General features: G+C 61.3%; 19 protein-coding genes. 9 read left to right on the forward strand and 10 right to left on the reverse strand.

Features of this window, described 5'->3' with window-relative positions:
* The first annotated feature begins 360 nt into the window (after positions 1 to 360).
* Genes ACQRBV_RS03675 through cmoB form a run of 4 tightly spaced genes read left to right on the forward strand, consistent with a single transcriptional unit; the run spans position 361 to position 3,141 of the window.
* The gene (locus tag ACQRBV_RS03675; protein WP_090366553.1) at positions 361 to 750 is read left to right on the forward strand and encodes a protease inhibitor I42 family protein; all 390 of its coding nucleotides are present in this window, start codon (positions 361 to 363) and stop codon (positions 748 to 750) included.
* A 1-nt stretch (position 751) separates the two neighbouring features.
* Positions 752 to 1,408 (forward strand): lysoplasmalogenase, encoded by a 657-nt coding sequence (locus ACQRBV_RS03680; RefSeq protein ID WP_411985516.1) that lies wholly within the window; start codon positions 752 to 754, stop codon positions 1,406 to 1,408.
* Between the two features lie 36 nt (positions 1,409 to 1,444).
* A complete protein-coding gene (gene cmoA, locus ACQRBV_RS03685) occupies positions 1,445 to 2,188 on the forward strand; it encodes a carboxy-S-adenosyl-L-methionine synthase CmoA (RefSeq protein WP_244697634.1) in 744 nt (247 codons plus the stop codon).
* On the forward strand, positions 2,185 to 3,141 hold the full coding sequence (gene cmoB, locus ACQRBV_RS03690; RefSeq protein ID WP_060754483.1) for a tRNA 5-methoxyuridine(34)/uridine 5-oxyacetic acid(34) synthase CmoB: 957 nt from the start codon (positions 2,185 to 2,187) through the stop codon (positions 3,139 to 3,141). Before cmoA ends, cmoB begins: the two co-directional genes overlap by 4 nt.
* 145 nt (positions 3,142 to 3,286) lie before the next feature.
* Here cmoB and tadA read toward each other — a convergent pair whose 3' ends face one another.
* From tadA to lptF, 10 genes are all read right to left on the reverse strand, one after another.
* Entirely contained in the window at positions 3,287 to 3,784 is a 498-nt protein-coding gene (tadA, locus tag ACQRBV_RS03695; RefSeq protein WP_411985515.1) for a tRNA adenosine(34) deaminase TadA, read from the reverse strand.
* Positions 3,784 to 5,160, reverse strand: coding sequence for a multicopper oxidase family protein (locus tag ACQRBV_RS03700; RefSeq protein ID WP_411985514.1), 1,377 nt, complete (start codon positions 5,158 to 5,160; stop codon positions 3,784 to 3,786). The genes tadA and ACQRBV_RS03700 overlap by 1 nt, the downstream gene beginning before the upstream one ends.
* 116 nt (positions 5,161 to 5,276) lie before the next feature.
* Positions 5,277 to 6,020 (reverse strand): pyridoxine 5'-phosphate synthase, encoded by a 744-nt coding sequence (gene pdxJ / locus ACQRBV_RS03705; RefSeq protein WP_060754485.1) that lies wholly within the window; start codon positions 6,018 to 6,020, stop codon positions 5,277 to 5,279.
* A gap of 51 nt (positions 6,021 to 6,071) precedes the next feature.
* Entirely contained in the window at positions 6,072 to 6,755 is a 684-nt protein-coding gene (recO, locus tag ACQRBV_RS03710; protein ID WP_411985513.1) for a DNA repair protein RecO, read from the reverse strand.
* Positions 6,756 to 6,947: 192 nt separating this feature from the next.
* Positions 6,948 to 7,850: a GTPase Era gene (gene era / locus ACQRBV_RS03715; protein WP_411985512.1), complete on the reverse strand. Its 903-nt coding sequence runs from the start codon at positions 7,848 to 7,850 to the stop codon at positions 6,948 to 6,950.
* Entirely contained in the window at positions 7,843 to 8,532 is a 690-nt protein-coding gene (rnc, locus tag ACQRBV_RS03720) for a ribonuclease III (RefSeq protein WP_033902449.1), read from the reverse strand. The genes era and rnc overlap by 8 nt, the downstream gene beginning before the upstream one ends.
* A gap of 152 nt (positions 8,533 to 8,684) precedes the next feature.
* Positions 8,685 to 9,539, reverse strand: coding sequence for a signal peptidase I (lepB, locus tag ACQRBV_RS03725; RefSeq protein WP_060754982.1), 855 nt, complete (start codon positions 9,537 to 9,539; stop codon positions 8,685 to 8,687).
* A gap of 5 nt (positions 9,540 to 9,544) precedes the next feature.
* Positions 9,545 to 11,344, reverse strand: coding sequence for a translation elongation factor 4 (lepA, locus tag ACQRBV_RS03730; RefSeq protein ID WP_090366560.1), 1,800 nt, complete (start codon positions 11,342 to 11,344; stop codon positions 9,545 to 9,547).
* Positions 11,345 to 11,495: 151 nt separating this feature from the next.
* Complete coding sequence (gene lptG / locus ACQRBV_RS03735) at positions 11,496 to 12,575, reverse strand: LPS export ABC transporter permease LptG (RefSeq protein WP_411985511.1); 1,080 nt, start codon at positions 12,573 to 12,575, stop codon at positions 11,496 to 11,498.
* Complete coding sequence (lptF, locus tag ACQRBV_RS03740; RefSeq protein WP_090366562.1) at positions 12,568 to 13,686, reverse strand: LPS export ABC transporter permease LptF; 1,119 nt, start codon at positions 13,684 to 13,686, stop codon at positions 12,568 to 12,570. Before lptF ends, lptG begins: the two co-directional genes overlap by 8 nt.
* A 283-nt stretch (positions 13,687 to 13,969) precedes the next feature.
* On the opposite strand from lptF, the gene ACQRBV_RS03745 reads away from it, so the two are divergent.
* The 5 genes from ACQRBV_RS03745 to rlmF all read left to right on the forward strand — a co-directional run bounded on the left by ACQRBV_RS03745 (position 13,970) and on the right by rlmF (position 20,695).
* Positions 13,970 to 15,460: a leucyl aminopeptidase gene (locus ACQRBV_RS03745; protein WP_060754986.1), complete on the forward strand. Its 1,491-nt coding sequence runs from the start codon at positions 13,970 to 13,972 to the stop codon at positions 15,458 to 15,460.
* A gap of 159 nt (positions 15,461 to 15,619) precedes the next feature.
* Positions 15,620 to 16,048: a DNA polymerase III subunit chi gene (locus ACQRBV_RS03750; protein WP_060754987.1), complete on the forward strand. Its 429-nt coding sequence runs from the start codon at positions 15,620 to 15,622 to the stop codon at positions 16,046 to 16,048.
* Positions 16,049 to 16,055: 7 nt separating this feature from the next.
* On the forward strand, positions 16,056 to 16,439 hold the full coding sequence (locus tag ACQRBV_RS03755; RefSeq protein ID WP_060754988.1) for a hypothetical protein: 384 nt from the start codon (positions 16,056 to 16,058) through the stop codon (positions 16,437 to 16,439).
* A gap of 212 nt (positions 16,440 to 16,651) precedes the next feature.
* On the forward strand, positions 16,652 to 19,498 hold the full coding sequence (locus ACQRBV_RS03760) for a valine--tRNA ligase (protein WP_060754989.1): 2,847 nt from the start codon (positions 16,652 to 16,654) through the stop codon (positions 19,496 to 19,498).
* Between the two features lie 177 nt (positions 19,499 to 19,675).
* A complete protein-coding gene (rlmF, locus tag ACQRBV_RS03765) occupies positions 19,676 to 20,695 on the forward strand; it encodes a 23S rRNA (adenine(1618)-N(6))-methyltransferase RlmF (protein WP_161548206.1) in 1,020 nt (339 codons plus the stop codon).
* The last annotated feature ends 82 nt before the right edge of the window (positions 20,696 to 20,777 follow it).

Here is a 20,777-nt window from a genome sequence, read left to right on the forward strand (position 1 = left end):
CCCCGCGCTGGGGGGCGAAGCCGCCCCAATAAAAACGCCGCATTTCTGCCTGGGAGAATGCGGCGTCTGGTTTTGGGGCGGCTTCGCCCCCCCAGCGCGGACAAGCCCTAATGCCAGTCAGTTAAGTATTAACGCGGTCACTGTGGGAGGGGGCTTGCTCCCGATGGACTGCGTAGCAGGCCCATTTTTGAGGCCGCTGCGCGGCCTATCGGGAGCAAGCCCCCTCCCACAATTTATTCATCGCCCACTTTATCGCTTAACTGACTGGCATTAGGGCAAGCCCGCTCACTACAGCAGCTTGTCACACCTTGTCTCATCTTCGGTTATGCTCGCCGTTCGTCGTAAATGAACGGAGGCTCCATGACCGCTGCCCGCCTGCTACTCCCCCTGAGCTTTGCTCTGCTCGCCGCGTGTGCCAGTGCGCCGAAGCAAAACGTCACCGTGGACAGCCAAAGCGCCTGCCCGCTCCAGCTTAAATCCGGGCAAAACCTGATCCTCACCCTACCCAGCAACCCCACCACCGGTTACCGCTGGGCCATCCAGGACTCCGCCGGCGGCGTGCTGCGCGCCCTGAGCCCGGAGGTCTACAGCAGCGCGGAATCCGGCGTGATCGGCGGCGGCGGCCAATCCACCTGGCGCTTCCAGGCGTTTGCCGCAGGCCAGGGCCGTTTGCGCCTGACCTCCCAGCAGCCTTGGGAGCCGGAAGCCGAACCCACTGAGACCTTCGACTGCGCCATTACGGTGAACTGATATGCCCTGGCTGATCCTTGCGTTGATGGGTGCCGGCACCTTTATCTACGGCCTGAGCACTCACGCGGCACTGTTGTGCCTGCTGGTCAAACCCATGCCGGTGCTTGCGCTGCTGGGTTGGCTGCATGATGCGCCGCCCACCGACTATCGACGCTGGATCAGCCTGGGGCTGATTTTTTCCCTGGTAGGCGATGTATTGCTCGCCTGGCCGGGCGACCTGTTTATCTTTGGCCTGGGTGCATTTCTATTCGCCCACCTGGCGTATCTCAAAGCGTATTTCAGCGACTGCCGCCGCTTGGCGCTGCTGCCATTGATACTGGCGCTGGGGGTGGGCGCCGTGCTGTTGAGCATCCTGATCGCCCACGGCCTGGGTGATTTGCTGATACCGGTAGTGATTTACGCAACGGTGATCAGCGCCATGCTCTGGCGTGCACTGGCACGACTGGGCAGCGAAGTGCCAAAACGCTCGGCACTGCTGGCGGCTGCGGGAGCGCTGTCATTTGTGTTTTCCGATACGCTGATCGGCATCAATCGGTTCGTCATGTCGTTCGACGCGGCGCCCTATCTATTGATCGTCACTTACTGGCTCGGCCAGTGGGGCATCACCGCCTCGGCTTTCCATCAGACAACCCGCGCACACGCGGGCCAACTTGGCTAAAATGCCGGCCTTTTCCACATCAATGCCGGAACAACCGTGAGCAAAGAACCCGATCGCCTATTCGCCCAGCCCCTGCCCCAGGTGCCGGACTTCGCCTTTAACGAGGACGTGGTGCGGGTGTTCCCGGACATGATCAAACGCTCGGTGCCGGGCTACCCGACCATCGTCGAGAACCTCGGCGTGCTCGCGGCGCAGTTTGCCCAACCCAACAGCGTGCTCTACGACCTGGGCGCGTCCCTCGGGGCGGTGACCCAGGCCCTGCGCCGCCATGTGCGCACTGACGGCTGCCGGGTGATCGCGGTGGATAACTCGGTGGCGATGGTCGAGCGCTGCCGCGAATACCTCAATGGCCAGGACTCGATGTTCCAGGAGCTGTTGCCGGTTGAAGTCATCGAGGGCGATATCCTCGCGCTGCAGTTCCAGCCGGCCTCGGTGGTGGCGTTGAACTTCACCCTGCAATTTATCGACCCCGCCGAACGCCTGGGCCTGCTGACGCGCATCCGCCAGTCGCTGCTGCCGGGCGGTGCGTTGATCCTGTCGGAAAAGCTGCGCTTCAATGATCCTGAAGAGCATGCGTTGCTCACCGACTTGCACATCGCGTTCAAGCGCGCCAACGGCTACAGCGAACTGGAAATTGCCCAGAAGCGCAGCGCCATCGAAAACGTCATGAAGCCCGACAGCCTCGAAGAACACCGCGAACGCCTGCTGGCCGCCGGGTTCTCGAAAGTCGTGCCGTGGTTCCAGTGTCTTAACTTTGCCTCGTTGATTGCCTTGCCATGATTGATCTGTCCCCCCTCGCCCGCCACTTGGTCGGCACTCCCCTGGCCGTGTGGGCCCAGGGCCTGCAAGCGCAACTCGATAGCAAGATGGAAAAGGGTCATGGCGACCTGGAGCGTTGGCAGAGTGCGTTGGACGCGCTGCCGCAGATCCAGCCCAGCGAAGTCGACCTGATCAATGGGCTGACACTCGACACCGACTGCGACGATGCCACCCGCGCACAGATGCGCACCGCGTTGATGGGCCTGAGCCCGTGGCGCAAGGGGCCGTTCCATCTGTTCGGCGTGCATGTGGACACCGAATGGCGCTCGGACTGGAAGTGGTCGCGGGTGGCGCCGCACCTGAATTTGAAAGGCAAACGCATCCTCGATGTCGGCTGCGGTAACGGCTACTACATGTGGCGCATGCTCGGTGCCGGGGCTGACAGCGTGATCGGCGTGGACCCCAACTGGCTGTTCTTCTGCCAGTTCCAGGCGGTGCAGCGTTACTTGTCCGAGCCCAAAGCCTGGCACCTGCCCTTCCCGTTCGAAGATCTGCCGGCAAATCTGGAAGGCTTCGATACGGTATTTTCCATGGGCGTGTTTTATCACCGCCGCTCGCCGATCGAGCATTTGCTGGCGCTGAAAGACACCCTGGTCAAAGGCGGCGAATTGGTCCTGGAAACCCTGGTGGTGGAAGGCGACCAACAGCAAGTGCTGGTGCCGGAAGATCGCTACGCGCAGATGCGTAACGTGTGGTTCCTGCCGTCGGTACCGGCGTTGATGCTGTGGCTGCGACGGGCCGGGTTCAGTGAGGTGCGCTGTGTGGACGTCAGCGTAACGACGGTGGAGGAACAGCGTGGCACGGAGTGGATGAAGTATCAGTCGTTGAGTGATTTCCTCGACCCCGATGATCACAGCAAGACCATCGAAGGGCTGCCGGCGCCGATGCGGGCGGTGATCATCGCCAAGAAATAACGGTGATCACTCACTGAAGCAATAGAGATCAAATTGTGGGAGGGGGCTTGCTCCCGATAGCGGTGCATCAGTCACAAATACACTGACTGACAGGCCGCCATCGGGAGCAAGCCCCCCCCCCACATTTTTTAATCCTCAGGGTTGTTTAGAGAGATGGCTTGGCTCGGCGGGCCTTGAAGAATTCGCTCAGCACCGTGCCACATTCCTCGGCCAGTACGCCCCCTTCAAACAACACCCGATGGTTGAGAAAACCCTGGGTGAAAAACTGCCCCTGGCTCTGCACAATCCCGGCCTTGGGCTCCAGCGCGCCATACACCACCCGCGCAATGCGTGAGTGCACGATCAGGCCGGCACACATGCTGCACGGCTCCAGGGTCACATACAGCGTGCTGCCGACCAGCCGATAGTTGCTGATCGCCTGCGCGGCGGCGCGGATGGCGACCATTTCGGCGTGGGCACTGGGGTCGTTGCCGCTGATGGGGCAGTTGAAACCGCGGCCGATGATTTCACCGTCCTGCACCAGCACCGCGCCTACCGGCACTTCCCCCAATGCAGCGCCTTGAGCGGCGAGGGCCAGGGCTTCGCGCATGAAGTCCTGGTCGCGGCTGCGATCGATAATGGCTGCGGGACGGATCTGGCGCATTACGCCACCTCGATGGCGGCCATCAGGCCGGTTTCCATGTGGTCGATCACGTGGCAGTGGAACATCCACACCCCCGGGTTATCCGCCACCAACGCCACGCGGGCACGCTCATTCTTGCCCAGCAGGTAGGTGTCGGTGAAGTACGGGATCACCTTGTGGCGGTTTGAAGCGATCACCTTGAAGCTCATGCCATGCAGGTGGATCGGGTGCTGGTACTGGGTCATGTTCTTCAATTCGAAAATGTAGCTCTTGCCCTTTTCCAACTTGGCAATCGGGCGGTCGGCGCAGGTCTTGTCGGTGATATCCCAAGCCTTGCCGTTGATCTGCCACAGGCTCGGCGGTTTACCGTCGTCCACCGACACGGTGCCCACCCATTCGAAATTGAAGTTGAGTTTCTCGGCGTTGGCCAGGTCCGGCTCGCTGATCGGGTTGGCCGGCAAAGCTGGAGGCCATTCGGTGGGTGCATCGGTGTTGGCCACCGAGCGGAAGGTACCGAGGCGCACCGGGCCGTTGCGCAGGGAGAGTTCTTCACCCGCCGGCGGCGCCTTGATCGCCAGGCAAATCCGCATGCCAGGGCCCAGCCAGTACTCCTTGCCCAGTGGGCGCGGCTCGACGGGGTTGCCGTCCAGGGCGTAGATCTGCGCTTCGGCGTCGGGAATATTGAGGCGATAGGTCAGGGTGTTATCCAGGTTGAGCAAGCGCACACGGGTAATCTGCCCGGCCGGCAAATCGATCACCGCCTGGGAGACGCCATTGATGGTCGACAAACGCCCGGCAGTACCGCCACGCGCCGCCTCACGCGGTACGCTGAAAGCAACAAAGGCGCCCTCCTCGTCCACGTGCCAGCTTTTCAGGCTCAGGGTGCGTTCGTGCTTGAAGCCTGTAGGCTCGCGCTCTTCGATGATCAACGGCCCGACCAGGCCACGGCCGAGCTCTTCGCTGCTGTTCACGTGGGGGTGATACCAGTAGCTACCGGCATCGGGCACGCGGAATTTGTAGTCGAAGTATTCACCCGGCAACACCGGCAGCTGTGACACGTACGGCACACCGTCCATTTCCAGCGGCAGGCGAATGCCATGCCAGTGGATCGTGGTAGCGACCGGCAGGTGGTTGATGAAGCGCACGCGCAGCCATTCGCCCTGGCGCACGCGCAACTCGGTCCCCGGCGCCGAAGGGCCGAACGCCCAGGCTTGGGTCTTGTGTCCCGGCACCAGTTCCACGTCCAGGGGCGCAGCGATCAACTCGTAGTCATGCCCCGCTTCAGCCTCGGCGACTTTCCCCAGCCAGTAGCGATAGGCACCACCGGCCCCCACGCCCACTACGGCAAGGCCGGCGAGGCCACCCAGGATTTGTCGACGGGAAAAGGATCGGGACACAACAACCTCACGTATCTGCCGCAGGACCAAGCCCTGCAAAGGGCAGATACGATACACCGGCGGGGTCTAAACAGTAAGACTTCTCATGTGGGAGCAAGCCGCTCCCACACTGGATCTCAAGCCTTGGCGGCGGCCAGGATCAGCGCCTTCATCTCGGCCACGGCGCCTTTGAAACCGACGAACAGCGCATGGGCCACCAACGCGTGACCAATGTTCAACTCGTTGATGCCCTTGATCGCCGCCACGGCTTCGACGTTGTGGTAGTGCAGGCCATGGCCCGCATTGACGATCAGGCCGGCCTTGAGGCCGCAGCTCACGCCATCAATGATGCGTTGCAGTTCCTCAGCCACTTCGGTTGGCGTGGTGGCATCGGCGTAACGGCCGGTATGCAGTTCGATCGCCGGCGCGCCGACACGACGCGAGGCTTCGATCTGGCGCTCGTCGGCGTCGATGAACAGCGAGACTTCGCTGCCGATCTTCGACAGGCGCTCCACGGCCGCCTTGATCCGGGCTTCCTGGCCGGCGACGTCGAGACCGCCTTCGGTGGTCAGTTCCTGGCGAGTTTCCGGCACCAGGCAGATGTGCGCCGGGCGGATGCGTTCGGCGAACTGCATCATTTCTTCGGTGACGCCCATTTCGAAGTTCATGCGGGTTTGCAGCACATCCTTGAGCACCAGCACGTCACGCTCCTGGATATGGCGGCGGTCTTCGCGCAGGTGCACGGTGATGCCGTCGGCGCCCGCTTCTTCAGCGTCCAGCGCGGCCTTGACCGGGTCAGGGTAACGGGTGCCCCGGGCCTGGCGCAGAGTGGCGACGTGGTCGATGTTGACGCCAAGAAGAATGCGGTTGCTGGTGGTCACGGAAGCGCTCCTGAAAAGGGAAAGAAACGCTGCACAGCATACACGGGGTTGTCAGGGCTTTCGAAACAACTCGCGACTGACCAGTGGCCGCCCCCCCAGATGCACGGCCAGGGCCTGGCGCATCAGGCGCTTGGCGGCGGACAAGGCTCCCGGGGCGCTCCAATCGGCTTCGCTCATGGCCAGCAACTCAGTGCCCTGAAACAGGCCGGGTTGCAGCAGGTACACGCGCTCAAGGCCGGCGTCGACTTGCAGGCGGTACATGCCATCAGCGGCGATCGGTGCTCCGTGCAGGTCGTTGGCGAGCTCGAAGCCGTAGCCCAGATCATCCAGCAACCGCCATTCGAAGGCGCGCAGCAGCGGTTCCAGGGGGCGGCCTTCGGCGAGGGCCAACAGCGTGGCGGCGTAGTGATCGAAAACGGCCGGGTGCGGGTCTTCGGCGGGCAGCAGGCGGATCAGCAGTTCGTTGAGGTAGAGGCCGCTGAACAGCGCTTCGCCATTGAGCCAGGCCGAGGTGCCCAGGCTTTCCATGCGGCCGACGTTTTTCAGCTCGCCCTTGCCGCGAAATTCCACATCCAGGGCCACGAACGGCCGCGCCAATGTACCCGCCTTACCCCGTGCGCTACGCAACACCGCACGCAGGCGGCCTTGCGGGGTGAGGAAGTCCACCAGGGCACTGGTCTCGCGGTAGGCGCGGCTGTGCAGGACGTAGGCGGGTTGGCTGGTGGATTGGGGCATGAGACGGGGAATCTCTAAAGAAGGAGAGGCTTCTGTGGCGAGGGAGCTTGCTCCCGCTGGGCTGCGAAGCAGCCCCTTATAGCAGCCACCGAGTCATACCTGAATAAACTCGTCGACCTTGTTGGGGCCGCTTCGCGGCCCAGCGGGAGCAAGCTCCCTCGCCACAGCAAGCCCGCCAATCACTGCGCCCCCTTAAAGGTCGCCGTAACCCAGGGAGCGCAGTGCGCGCTCATCATCGGACCAACCACCTTTCACCTTCACCCACAGGTTGAGCATGATCTTGGAGTCAAACAGCAACTCCATGTCCTTGCGCGCTTCGGTGCCGATGCGCTTGATGCGCTCGCCCTTGTCGCCAATGATGATTTTCTTCTGGCCGTCACGCTCGACGAGGATCAGCGCATGGATATGCAGGATCTTGCCCTGCTGCTTGAACTCTTCGATTTCCACGGTGATCTGGTACGGCAGCTCGGCGCCCATCTGGCGCATGATTTTCTCGCGCACCAGTTCGGCGGCGAGGAAACGGCTGCTGCGGTCGGTGATCTGGTCTTCCGGGAAGAAGTGCTCGTTCTCCGGCAGGTGCTCGGCGATCACACGCTCCAGCGCATCGAGATTGTGCCCGTGCTGGGCCGAAATCGGGATGATCTGGGCGTTCGGCAGTTGTTCCTGCAGCCAGCTCAGGTGCGGCATCAGCTCGGCTTTGTCTTCGATGCGGTCGGTCTTGTTCAGGGCGACGATCAACGGGCCGGTGACATACTGCACGCGCTCCAGAACCATCTGGTCTTCGTCGGTCCACTTGGTGCGGTCAACCACGAAGATCACCACGTCGACGTCTTTCAACGCGGCCGAAGCCGTCTTGTTCATGTAGCGGTTGAGGGCTTTCTCGCCGCCTTTGTGCATACCAGGGGTGTCGACGTAGACCGCTTGCACGTTGCCTTCGGTCTTGATGCCCAGCATGTTGTGGCGGGTAGTCTGCGGCTTGCGCGAGGTGATCGCGAGCTTCTGGCCCAGGATGTGGTTCAGCAACGTGGATTTGCCCACGTTCGGGCGTCCAACGATGGCGACATAGCCACAGCGTGTTGCGGTTGAATCAGTCATGGCCATTCTCCACGCCCAGGGCAATCAGTGCTGCAGCGGCCGCTACCTGTTCGGCAATACGACGGCTCACACCCTGGCCTCGGCTTTTTTCGTTCAGTAAGGTGATTTCACATTCCACGAAGAATACGCGGCAATGGGGCTCACCCTGGATGTCCACCACTTCGTAGCGTGGCAGTTCGCAACCGCGCGACTGCAGGAATTCCTGCAGGCGGGTCTTGGGGTCTTTGTTGGTATCGACCAGCGTCAGGCTCTCGATCTCGGAGGTCAGCCAGGCAGTGACGCGCTCCTTCGCCGCTTCCATGCCGGCATCGAGGTAGATCGCACCGATCAGCGCCTCAAGGGCATCGGCCAGGATCGACTCGCGGCGGAAACCACCGCTTTTCAACTCACCGGAACCCAGGCGCAGGTATTCGCCCAGGCCAAAACCACGGGCCAGTACCGCCAGGGTTTCGCCTTTCACCAACCGTGCACGCAGGCGTGACAGCTGGCCTTCGCGGGCTTGAGGGAAACGCTCGAACAGCGCCTCACCGGCAACGAAATTGAGGATGGCATCACCGAGGAATTCCAGGCGCTCGTTATTACGCCCTGCAAAGCTGCGGTGTGTGAGGGCAAGGACCATCAATTCCTGGTCCTTGAAGGTGTAACCGAGCTGGCGCTCGAGACGACTTAGAGAAACGGTCACGGTTTATCCATATCTAGTTGGTGGCACCGGCGGCCATCGACGATTGACGCAGTGTTCAAATTCAAATCCTGATTGGTGTCGCATGAAGCCGGGCCAATGATTGTCCCAACCCCAGAAAAGCATTCGGCGCTGTGTGAACAGCGCCGTCTGTATTACTTGATCAGCCCGACCCGCGAGAAGTTCGGCAGGTGGCTGAGCTTGGGTTCCGGCCAACTCATCCAGACCGCAAAGGCCTTGCCGACAATGTTCTCGTCGGGAACCATGCCCAGCAGGTCCTTGGGAATGCTGGGGTCATCCCAGTAGCGGCTGTCGTTGGAGTTGTCCCGGTTGTCACCCATCATGAAGTAGTGACCGGCCGGCACTTTCCACTGGCCATCAGGCATTGCGCGGTAGCGGCTCATTTCCTTGCGGATTTCGTGCTCTACCGTACCGAGTTTTTCCTGGTACAGCTCGGCGCTGCCCAGGGTGTTCGGCTCGGTGCCCAGCAGCTTCTCGGCCACCGATTCACCGTTGACGAACAGACGCTTGTCGCTGGTGTAGCGGATCACGTCGCCCGGCAGGCCCACGACACGCTTGATGTAGTTGACGTTCGGGTCGCTTGGGTAGCGGAACACCATCACATCGCCGCGCTGCGGGTCACCCACCGGGATGACTTTCTTGTCGATCACCGGCAAGCGAATCCCGTAGGAGAACTTGTTCACCAGGATGAAGTCGCCCACGTCCAGGGTAGGTTTCATCGACCCCGACGGGATCTGAAACGGCTCCACCAGGAACGAGCGCAACACCAGCACGATGAACAGTACCGGGAAGAACGACTTGCCGTATTCAACCAGCAGGGGCTCTTTGTTCAGCTTTTCGACCACCACCGCATCGGGCTGGCTGACGCTGCCCTGATAGGAGGCGATAGCCGCCCGCCGACGCGGGGCGAAGAACACCAGATCGAGCAACGCCAGGAGACCGCAAACGGCAACGGCGATGACCAGCAACAGCGGGAAATTTAGCGACATAGGACCTAACTATCCAACCTGAGCACCGCAAGGAAGGCTTCTTGTGGAACTTCCACGTTACCTACTTGCTTCATGCGTTTTTTACCGGCCTTTTGCTTCTCAAGCAGCTTGCGCTTACGGCTTACGTCACCGCCGTAGCATTTGGCCAGTACGTTCTTTCTGAGAGCCTTGACGGAGGTCCGCGCAATGATCTGCCCGCCGATGGCGGCCTGGATCGCGACGTCGAACATCTGGCGCGGTATCAGTTCTTTCATCTTCTCGGTCAACTGCCGACCTTTGTAATGCGCGTTGTCCTTGTGCACGATCAACGCCAGTGCATCTACCTTGTCGCCGTTGATCAGCACATCCAGTTTCACCAGATTAGCCGATTGGTAACGATCGAAATGGTAATCCAGCGAAGCATAGCCGCGACTGGTGGACTTGAGGCGGTCGAAGAAGTCCAGAACCACTTCGTTCATCGGCATATCGTAGGTCACTTGCACCTGCGTACCGAGGAACAGCATGTCGCGCTGGACGCCACGCTTCTCGATGCACAAGGTGATGACGTTGCCCAAGTGCTCCTGCGGAACCAGGATATTGGCCCGCACGATAGGCTCGCGCATGTCTTCGATCGCCGACAGATCCGGGAGCTTGGACGGGTTATCGACGTAAATCGTTTCACCGGTTTTCAGCAACAGTTCAAAAATAACCGTTGGCGCGGTGGTGATCAGGTCCAGGTCGTATTCGCGCTCAAGGCGCTCCTGGATGATTTCCATGTGCAGCATGCCCAGGAACCCGCAACGGAAGCCGAAGCCCAGGGCGTCGGAGCTTTCCGGGGTGTACTGCAACGACGAGTCGTTGAGGGTCAGTTTTTGCAGGGCTTCGCGGAAATCTTCGAAGTCGTCAGAACTGACCGGGAACAGGCCGGCGTAGACCTGTGGCTGAATGCGCTTGAAGCCCGGCAGTACGTCGACGTCCGGCGTGCTGCTCAAGGTCAGGGTGTCGCCCACTGGCGCACCATGAATGTCCTTGATACCGGCGATGATGAAACCTACTTCACCGGCTTTCAGATCAGCGGTCGCGGTGTGTTTCGGGTTGAATACACCGACGCTGTCCACCAGGTGGATCTTGCCGGTGGATTTGACCAGGATCTTGTCGCCCTTCTTCACGCGGCCGTGGCGCACGCGGACCAGGGAAACAACGCCCAGGTAGTTGTCGAACCAGGAGTCGATGATCAACGCTTGCAGCGGGTCTTCGATGTTGCCGGTCGGGGCGGGAATGGTGTGCACCAGGCGCTCGAGCACTTCGTCGACACCCAGGCCGGTCTTGGCGCTGCAGGTGACGGCGTCGGTGGCATCGATGCCGATGATCTTCTCGATCTCTTCCTTGACGCGCTCAGGCTCGGCCTGGGGCAAGTCGATCTTGTTCAGCACGGGCATCACTTCCAGGCCCTGCTCGATCGCGGTGTAGCAGTTGGCAACCGACTGCGCTTCAACGCCCTGGCCGGCGTCAACCACCAGCAAGGCACCTTCGCAGGCCGCCAGGGAACGGCTGACTTCGTAGGTGAAATCGACGTGGCCTGGGGTGTCGATGAAGTTCAGCTGGTAGGTAATGCCGTCTTTGGCCTTGTAGTACAAAGTAACGCTGTGGGCCTTGATGGTGATCCCGCGCTCGCGCTCGAGGTCCATGGAATCCAGTACCTGGGCTTCCATTTCACGCTCGGCGAGGCCGCCGCACATCTGGATGAATCGATCGGCCAGCGTCGACTTGCCATGGTCAATGTGGGCGATGATGGAGAAATTGCGGATATGACTCAAATCACTCACGGGTCAACACTCAAAAAGGCTGCAGGCAGATTGCCCGCTGAAAAATAGCCGGGAATTGTACCTGATGCTCAGGCCAGACGTCATCTTTGCTGACCAGAACAAAAATGCCCCGATCTCTCGACCGGGGCATTTTTTGTTCATAAGCGCAGTATCAACCGGCCCGCCGCAGCAGCCACAACCCGGCCACGGCGCAGATCGCCGTCGGCACCAGTACCGCAAACAGCGGAGAAAAACCGAACACCAGGCTCGATGGGCCAAGCAGATCCTGGGCGATACGGAACGTGAAGCCCACCAGCACGCCGGTAAATACCCGCTGGCCGAGGGTCACGGAACGCAGCGGACCGAAGATGAAGGAAATCGCCATCAAGACCAGCGCAGCGGTGACCACCGGTTGCAGCACCTTGACCCAGAACGCCAGCCAGTAACGGCCGTTATTCAGGCCCTGGTCCTTGAGGTAGTGGATATAGCTCCACAAACCGGAGATCGGCAGGGCTTCCGGGACCATCACCACGGTATTGAGCAGTTCCGGCTTCAGGGCGATGTCCCATGGCTCGGCGGCCACGTTGATCACTTCGGTGCTGGCCTTGGTGCCTTGGCCCACATTGCGGAAATAGGTGGTGGTGACATCACTCAACTCCCACTTCTCGGCACTGTACTGCGCACGCTTGGCAAAGCTGGAAGTCAGCATGTGCCGCTCTTTGTCGAAGGTATAGCGGGTTACCCCGATCAACAGGCCGCCCGGCTGCACAGCGTTGATATGGATGAACTCGTCTCCCTGGCGGTGCCACAGACCGTGCTTGGCGCTTTGCGCATCCCCCGAACCCTGGGCCAGGGCGCGGTTGGCCTGGGCCGTGGCTTCGGCAGGCGGCGCTACGTATTCACCGACGAGCACGCTGCAGGCCATCAGCAGGAGCATGGGCTTCATCACCGCCCAGACGATACGCCCGATGGACACACCGGCGGCACGCATGATGGTCAGTTCGCTGCTGCTGGCCAGGCTGCCGAGGCCGATCAGGCAGCCGATCAGCGCCGCCATCGGCATCATGTCGTAGACACGACGAGGCGCGGTCAATGCGACGAAGCTCAATACGTCCGTGACGGTATAGGTGTCAGTGACGTTGCCGACTTCGTCGATGAAAGCGAACAACGAGGCCAGGCCAAGGATGATGCCCAACACCGCCAGGATGGCGATCAGTACGCTGCTACCTATATAGCGATCAAGCTTAGCCACGGGCCAACTCCTTCAGGCCACGACGGCTCTTCATTTTCAAACGGATAGGTTCCCAGTAGAGCAGCCCCAGGCCGATCGCCAGGAATATCCCATGCACCCACCACAGGCCCAGGGCCGGCGACAACCTGCCCTTCTCCAGGGAGCCACGGGCGGAAATCAGGATGGTCAGGTAGGCCATGTACAGCAGGATCGCCGGCAGCAGCTTGAGGAAACGGCCCTGGCGCGGGTTGACCCGGGACAGCGGCACGGCCATCAAGGTCACGATGAACACCAGCAGCGGCAGGGAAATCCGCCATTGCAACTCGGCGATGGAGCGCAGTTCCTGGCTGCCGAACAACGAGGCAGTCGGGAGCGCGTCGCGGTCGGTTACCTCTTCACTGATTTCAGGCTTGGCCAGCATCACACCATAAGTGTCGTACTTGATCGCCCGATAGTCCGCGAGGCCAGGGCTGCCGTCATAACGATAGCCATTTTCCAGGATCAGGTAGCGGCTGCCGTCAGGGCGTACTTCCTGGCGCCCGCTATTGGCCACCAGAATCGAAATGCCGCGGTCTTTCTGGTTCTGGCCGAAGTTTTTCTGGGAAATGAACACACCACCGAGGTTGGAGCGGTCATCGGTCATGGTTTCGGTATAGGTCACCCGCGTGCCGTCGTTGAGCGCCTGGAAGCGCCCGGGCTCCAGGGTGTCGAACTCGGTCATCGCATCCTGTTTGTTCAGCAGCAGCTGGAACTGCATGGCGCCCTGGGGCGCCAGACTCATGCTCAACCATGCCACCACCAAGGCAACGCCGGCGGCCGGCACCATGGTCATGGCCAGCAGACGCTGCTGGCTCATGCCGGTGGCCGAAAGCACGGTCATTTCACTTTCGAGGTACAACCGGCCATAGGCCAGCAGAATGCCCAGGAACAGGCCAAGCGGCAGGATCAACTGCAGGAAGCCCGGCAGGCGAAAGCCCATGATCAGGAACAGCGAGCCCGGGTCCAGAGCCCCGGAAGCGGCCTGGGCCAGGAATTTGACGAAACGACCACTCATGGTGATGACCAGCAATACCGCACTTACGGCACTCAGGGTCAACAGGACTTCGCGGGACAGATAACGGAAGACGATCAAACCAGACACTCCAGGGTTGTCAGGCTAAGGCGGCCAAACAAGCAAGCATAACGAGTCGACCCGTTTGCACGGGCCGGCTAAAAAGATTGCGCATTATCCTGTGATTGACCGCGCCTGTCACGGAGCTTACTCATGCGCGTGCACAAAGCATGTGGCAAGGGTTGTCAGGTTCCGTCGGCGAGGTTCAAACTGCGGCCTTTGCCGCTGGCGGTTTACCAAGCCGCCAGGCGTTAAAGCCTGCGTACAAACCTCAGGCTCACAGACCTTGATAAGGGACCCGAAAATGGAATTGGTTGTAAAAAGCGTTAGCCCCGAAACGTTGAAAACCGCCACCCTCGTGGTCGCTGTCGGCGAAGGCCGCAAACTCGGCACCGCCGCCAAGCAGCTGGACGAATTGAGCGGTGGCGCCATCAGCGCCGTGCTCAAGCGCGGCGACCTGGCCGGCAAAGTCGGCCAGAGCCTGCTGCTGCAAAGCCTGCCCAACCTCAAAGCCGAGCGCGTCTTGCTGGTTGGCGTGGGCAAGGACGCCGAACTGGGCGACCGTCCGTTCCGCAAGATCATCAGCGGCATCCTCAGCACCCTCAAGGGCCTGGGCGGTAGCGAAGCGACGGTGGCACTCGATGAAATCGTCGTAAAAGGCCGCGACAGCTACGGCAAGACGCGCCTGCTGGCCGAAACCCTGGTCGACGGCGGTTACATCTTCGACCAGTTCAAGAGCCAGAAAGCCGAACCCCGCGCCCTGAAAAAAATCACCCTGCTGACCATCAAGGCCGCCCAGGCTGAAGTCCAGCGCGCCGTGACCCACGCCCAGGCCATCGCCAATGGCATGTCGTTCACCCGCGACCTCGGCAACCTGCCGCCGAACATCTGCCATCCGACCTTCCTCGGCGAACAGGCCAAGGCGCTGGGTAAAGAGTTCAAGGGCTTGAAAGTCGAAGTGCTCGACGAGAAGAAGATCAAGGAACTGGGCATGGGCTCGTTCTATGCCGTGGGCCAGGGCAGCGACCAGCCGCCACGCCTGATCGTGATGCAATACAACGGCGGCAAGAAGTCCGAGAAGCCTTACGCCCTGGTGGGTAAAGGCATCACCTTCGACACCGGCGGCATCAGCCTCAAGCCGGGCCTGGGCATGGATGAGATGAAGTACGACATGGGCGGCGCCGCCAGCGTCTTCGGTACCCTGCGTGCCGTGCTGGAGCTGAAACTGCCGATCAACCTGGTGTGCATCCTGGCCTGTGCCGAGAACATGCCGAGCGGCGGCGCTTCGCGTCCAGGCGACATCGTCACCACCCTGAGCGGCCAGACCGTCGAAATCCTCAACACCGACGCCGAAGGCCGCCTGGTGCTGTGCGATGCCCTCACCTACGCCGAACGCTTCAAGCCGCAGGCCGTGATCGACATCGCCACCCTCACCGGTGCCTGCGTCGTCGCCCTGGGTTCCCACACCTCGGGCCTGTTGGGCAACAACGACGAGCTGATCGAGCAACTGCTCAGCGCCGGTAAAGCCGCCGACGACCGCGCCTGGCAATTGCCGCTGTTCGATGAGTACCAGGAACAGCTGGATAGCCCGTTTGCCGATATCGCCAACATCGGCGGCCCGAAAGCCGGCACCATCACCGCGGCCTGCTTCCTGTCGCGCTTCGCCAAGAACTTCAACTGGGCGCACCTGGACATCGCCGGCACGGCCTGGACCAGCGGCGGCAAGGACAAGGGCGCCACTGGTCGTCCGGTTCCACTGCTGACCCAGTACCTGCTGGATCGCGCCAAGGCCTAACCCTGTAGGAGCGAGAATGTCGTGGCGAGGGAGCTTGCTCCCGCTGGACTGCGCAGCAGTCCCCAGCTTTTCTGGGGCCGCTTCGCGCCCCGGCGCAAGCAAGCTTGCTCGCCACAATACGCTCGCTTTTATCCCGGTTGAGGCCGTTCAGGAACCGCAATGACCCAAGTCGACTTCTATATATTGCCCAGCGCCGACCCGCTCGCGCGCCTGGACTTTGCCTGCAAACTCACCGAAAAGGCCTGGCGCATGGGCCATCGCATCTACCTGCACTGCAGCGATGCCGCCCAACGTGACGAGCTCGATGCCCGCCTGTGGCGCTTCAAGGGTGAAAGCTTCGTGCCTCACGGCCCCGCCGAATCCGAACCCGACGGCCTGGTCGTCCTGGGATTGGGCGACAGCTGCGGCGATCACCATGACCTGCTGGTCAACCTCGACCTGAAAGTACCGCCCTTTGCCAAGGCGTTCGCCCGCGTGGCGGAAGTGGTGGTGGAAGATCCGGCTATTCGTCAGGCCGCGCGGGAGAGTTTCCGTTTCTACCGCGAACAGGGCTATCCTCTGCAAGATCACCGGCTACAACGACTTTGAGTAAATGATGGACACTTCCAACCCTTTAAAAAAAGACGACCACCTGCTGGACGACCTGGAGTCGATCCGCAAGTTGCTGGGTGATGATGACTTGCAACCGCCGCTGCTGACCGAGACGGTCGAAGGCGAGGTACAGATTCCGCTGCTGTTCGACATGGTCGGCGGCAAACCCGTCGCACCGGAACCGGTTGCGCAGGCGCCCGCCGTCGAGCCGGCCCCCGCCGAAAAAGGCCAAGACGCCCTGCTGCTGCACCTGGACAACGAACTGCGCGCCGCCGCGCAACTGATCATGCAGGACGTGATCGACGACTTTGCCCCGCACATCGAAACCGAGATCAAGCGCCGGCTGGATGCGCGGATGGAGCGGTTGCTCAGCCAGTATCAGTCTTAAATCAAACAAAGATCCTCTGTGGGAGGGGGCTTGCTCCCGATAGCGGGGTATCAGCTACCCCTGAACTGGCTGGTCCACTGCTATCGGGGGCAAGGCCGCTCCCACATTTGCCCCCCATACACCTCAAGCCCGTCTTCGCCTCGCCCTGCGCCCTATCCCCCGTTATACTTGCCGGCTTTCCTGAATTAATGCCAACTAGGGTCCCGCCGCGCATGGATAAGACCTACCAGCCGCACGCCATCGAAACTTCCTGGTACAACACCTGGGAATCCGAGAATTATTTCGCCCCGCAAGGCGCGGGCGATTCCTACACCATCATGATTCCGCCACCGAACGTCACTGGCAGCCTGCACATGGGCCATGGCTTCAACAATGCGATCATGGATGCGTTGATCCGTTTCCGCCGTATGCAGGGTCGCGACACTCTGTGGCAGCCGGGCACCGACCACGCCGGTATCGCCACCCAGATGCTGGTGGAACGCCAACTCGAGGCCACCGGCCAGAACCGTCACGACCTGGGCCGCGAGAAATTCCTCGAGAAAGTCTGGGAATGGAAAGACCAGTCCGGCGGCAATATCAGCCGTCAGATCCGTCGCCTCGGCTCGTCCGTAGACTGGAGTCGCGAACGCTTCACCATGGACGATGGCCTGTCGGAAGCGGTGAAGGAAGCCTTTGTGCGCCTGCATGAAGACGGCCTGATCTACCGCGGCAAGCGCCTGGTCAACTGGGACACCAAGCTGCACACGGCGATCTCCGACCTCGAAGTGGAAAACCACGACGAGAAAGGTTTCCTGTGGAACCTCAAGTATCCGCTGGCCGATGGCGCCAAGACTGCTGAAGGCAACGATTACCTGATCGTCGCGACCACCCGTCCGGAAACCATGCTTGGCGACGCCGCCGTGGCCGTCAACCCGAACGATGAGCGCTACCAGGCGCTGATCGGCAAGTTCGTCGAACTGCCGCTGGTCGGCCGTCGCATCCCGATTATCGCGGACGACTACTGCGACCCCGAGTTCGGCACCGGCTGCGTGAAAATCACCCCGGCCCATGACTTCAATGACTACGAAGTCGGCAAGCGCCACAACCTGCCGCTGCTGAACATCTTCGACAAAAATGCCGCCGTGTTGCCGGCCTGCCAGGTCTTCAACCTGGACGGTACGCTGAACGACAGCATTGACGGCAAGATCCCGGCTGAATACGTCGGCCTCGACCGTTTCGAAGCACGCAAGCAGATCGTCGCCGCCTTCGACGCCGCCGGCCTGTTGGTCAGCGTTGACGACCACGGCCTGAAAGTGCCGAAGGGCGACCGCTCCGGCACCGTGATCGAGCCGTGGCTGACCGACCAGTGGTACGTGTCCACCAAACCGCTGGCAGAACCTGCGATCGCCGCCGTGGAAGATGGCCGCATCCAGTTCGTGCCCAAGCAGTACGAAAACATGTACTTCTCGTGGATGCGCGACATCCAGGACTGGTGCATCAGCCGTCAACTGTGGTGGGGCCACCGCATTCCGGCCTGGTACGACGAATCGGGCAAGGTCTATGTAGGCCGCGATGAAGCCGAAGTGCGTGCCAAGCACAACCTCGGTGCCGACATTGCGCTGCAACAGGACAACGACGTACTGGACACCTGGTTCAGTTCGGGCCTGTGGACCTTCTCTACCCTGGGCTGGCCGCAGCAGACCGAATTCCTCAAGAAATTCCACTCCACCGACGTGCTGGTCACCGGTTTTGACATCATTTTCTTCTGGGTCGCCCGGATGATCATGCTGACCATGCACCTGGTGAAGAACGAAGATGGCACGCCGCAGGTACCGTTCAAGACCGTGTACGTACACGGGCTGGTGCGTGATGGCCAGGGCCAGAAGATGTCCAAGTCCAAGGGCAACGTGCTCGACCCGCTGGACATCATCGACGGCATCGACCTGGAAACCCTGGTGCAGAAACGCACCTCGGGCCTGATGCAGCCGAAGCTGGCGAAGAAGATCGAGAAGCAGACCCGCGACGAGTTTGCCGACGGCATCGCCAGCTACGGCACCGATGCCCTGCGCTTCACCTTCTGCTCGCTGGCGTCCACCGGTCGCGACATCAAGTTCGACATGGGCCGCGTCGAAGGCTATCGCAACTTCTGCAACAAGATCTGGAACGCGGCGCGCTACGTGCTGGATAAAGGCGAAGACTGCGGCCAGAACGGCGAAGCTTACGAGCTGAGCCTGGCCGACCGCTGGATCATCTCGCAGTTGCAGCGCACCGAAGCCGAAGTCACCCGCCAACTCGACCAGTTCCGTTTCGACCTGGCCGCACAGGCCTTGTACGAGTTCATCTGGAACCAGTATTGCGACTGGTACCTGGAACTGTCCAAGCCCGTGCTGTGGGACGAGAACGCGCCGATCGAACGCCAGCGTGGCACCCGTCGCACCCTGGTGCGCGTGCTGGAAGTGGCGCTGCGCCTGGCGCATCCGTTCATGCCGTTCATCACCGAAGAAATCTGGCAGCGCCTGGCGCCGCTGGCCGGTATCGAAGGCAAGACCATCATGCTGCAACCTTGGCCGGTGGCCAACGAAGCGCGCATCGATGAGGCGGCCGAAAGCGATATCGAATGGCTCAAGACCCTGATGCTCGGCACGCGCAACATCCGCGCCGAGATGAACATCGGGCCGGGCAAGCCACTGGCGGTGTTCGTCAAGAACGCCAGCGCCGAAGACCAGCGCCGTCTCAACGAGAACGATGCACTGCTCAAGAAGCTGGCGAAGCTGGAGTCCATCACTGTCTTGGCTGATGGCGCCGAAGCACCGCTGTCCGCCACCGCATTGGTGGGCGACATGGAAGTGCTGGTGCCGATGGCCGGCCTGATCGACAAAGGCGCCGAACTGGCGCGCCTGGACAAGGAAATCGCCCGCCTGCAAGGCGAAGTGCAGCGGGTGGGCGGCAAGTTGTCCAACGCGGCTTTTGTCGACAAGGCGCCGGCTGAAGTGATCGACAAAGAGCGCGCCAAGCTCGCCGAGGCTGAACAGGCCCTGGGCAAGCTGGCGGAGCAGCATGCGCGGATTTCCAGCCTGTAAGGCGGAACCTGTGTGAAAAAGGAGACCTTCGGGTCTCTTTTTTTTGCCTGGAACTCCCCAATTCCAGGCTGGCAATACAATCAAGGTGGAAGGGGACCTGCCCTCTCCCACATTTGCCCGAGATCACCTCGGGATGTGTGACAATGCTCGCCACTTTGAGCCAACACCAGAATCATCATGACCGCCCCCAGTACGCCAAAACCTCCGCGCAAGAAGCCTAAAACCGCAGCCACGGCCAAACCCGTCGTGCCGCGCAAAGAGGCCACTCTGCACCCGCGCAACCGTCACACAGGCCGTTACGACTTCCCGGCGCTGATCAAGATCACGCCGGAACTGGCGAAGTTCGTGATCATCAACCCGTACGGCAAGGAAAGCATCGACTTCGCTAGCCCGGAGGCGGTGCGGGTCTTCAACCGGGCGCTGCTCAAGGCCTTCTATGGTATCCAGCACTGGGACATCCCTGCCGACTACCTGTGCCCACCGGTGCCTGGGCGCGCCGACTACGTGCACTTCCTCGCCGACCTGCTGGCCAGCACCAATGACGGCAAGATCCCGCGCGGTTCTATCGTCAAGGTGCTGGACGTCGGCATGGGCGCCAACTGCGTCTACCCCCTGATTGGCTACATGGAGTACCGCTGGAACTTCCTGGGCTCGGACGTCGACCCTGTCGCCGTGGCCGCAGCCAAGGCCATCGTGCAGTCCAACGACCTGGGCAAAGTCATTCAACTGCGCCAGCAACCCAATCCCAAGCAGATCCTGCTGGGCTTGCTGGAACCGGGCGAGCGCTTTGACCTGACGATGTGCAACCCACCGTTCCATGGGTCCATGGAGGAAGCCACCAAGGGCAGCGAACGCAAGTGGCGTGCCTTGGGCAAGGCGGATCCCAAGCGCAAGTTGCCGGTATTGAATTTCGGTGGCCAATCGGCCGAGTTGTGGTGTGAAGGCGGTGAAGCACGCTTTGTGACGCAGTTGATTGCCGAGAGCGCGCATTTTGCCCACAAGGTGTTGTGGTTCAGCACCCTGGTGTCAAAAGCGTCGAACCTGCCCGCAATCGAGACGGCACTGAAAAAAGCCGGCGCGCTGGAAAGCCAGGTGGTGGAGATGTCCCAGGGGCAGAAACAAAGCCGTTTCGTCGCCTGGACCTTCCAGACCAAGAACGAACAACTGATCTGGCGCCAACGCTGGGTCCGCAACTGACCCCTGTAGTGAGCGGGCTTGCCCGCGCTGGGCTCGAAGCAGCCCCATACCAGACACTGCATTTCTTCAGCCTGACCACAAT

It is taken from the genome of Pseudomonas sp. R11F, from assembly GCF_050312575.1.
Lineage (GTDB): Bacteria > Pseudomonadota > Gammaproteobacteria > Pseudomonadales > Pseudomonadaceae > Aquipseudomonas > Aquipseudomonas palleroniana.

What these genes read in the sequence shown, in the direction of transcription:
- ACQRBV_RS03675 (WP_090366553.1), top strand. Translation starts at nt 361, where the DNA reads ATGACCGCTGCCCGCCTGCTACTCCCCCTGAGCTTTGCTCTGCTCGCC.
- ACQRBV_RS03680 (WP_411985516.1), top strand. Translation starts at nt 752, where the DNA reads ATGCCCTGGCTGATCCTTGCGTTGATGGGTGCCGGCACCTTTATCTAC.
- cmoB (WP_060754483.1), top strand. Translation starts at nt 2,185, where the DNA reads ATGATTGATCTGTCCCCCCTCGCCCGCCACTTGGTCGGCACTCCCCTG.
- tadA (WP_411985515.1), bottom strand. Translation starts at nt 3,784, where the DNA reads ATGCGCCAGATCCGTCCCGCAGCCATTATCGATCGCAGCCGCGACCAG.
- recO (WP_411985513.1), bottom strand. Translation starts at nt 6,755, where the DNA reads ATGCCCCAATCCACCAGCCAACCCGCCTACGTCCTGCACAGCCGCGCC.
- era (WP_411985512.1), bottom strand. Translation starts at nt 7,850, where the DNA reads ATGACTGATTCAACCGCAACACGCTGTGGCTATGTCGCCATCGTTGGA.
- lepB (WP_060754982.1), bottom strand. Translation starts at nt 9,539, where the DNA reads ATGTCGCTAAATTTCCCGCTGTTGCTGGTCATCGCCGTTGCCGTTTGC.
- ACQRBV_RS03745 (WP_060754986.1), top strand. Translation starts at nt 13,970, where the DNA reads ATGGAATTGGTTGTAAAAAGCGTTAGCCCCGAAACGTTGAAAACCGCC.
- ACQRBV_RS03750 (WP_060754987.1), top strand. Translation starts at nt 15,620, where the DNA reads ATGACCCAAGTCGACTTCTATATATTGCCCAGCGCCGACCCGCTCGCG.
- ACQRBV_RS03755 (WP_060754988.1), top strand. Translation starts at nt 16,056, where the DNA reads ATGGACACTTCCAACCCTTTAAAAAAAGACGACCACCTGCTGGACGAC.
- ACQRBV_RS03760 (WP_060754989.1), top strand. Translation starts at nt 16,652, where the DNA reads ATGGATAAGACCTACCAGCCGCACGCCATCGAAACTTCCTGGTACAAC.
- rlmF (WP_161548206.1), top strand. Translation starts at nt 19,676, where the DNA reads ATGACCGCCCCCAGTACGCCAAAACCTCCGCGCAAGAAGCCTAAAACC.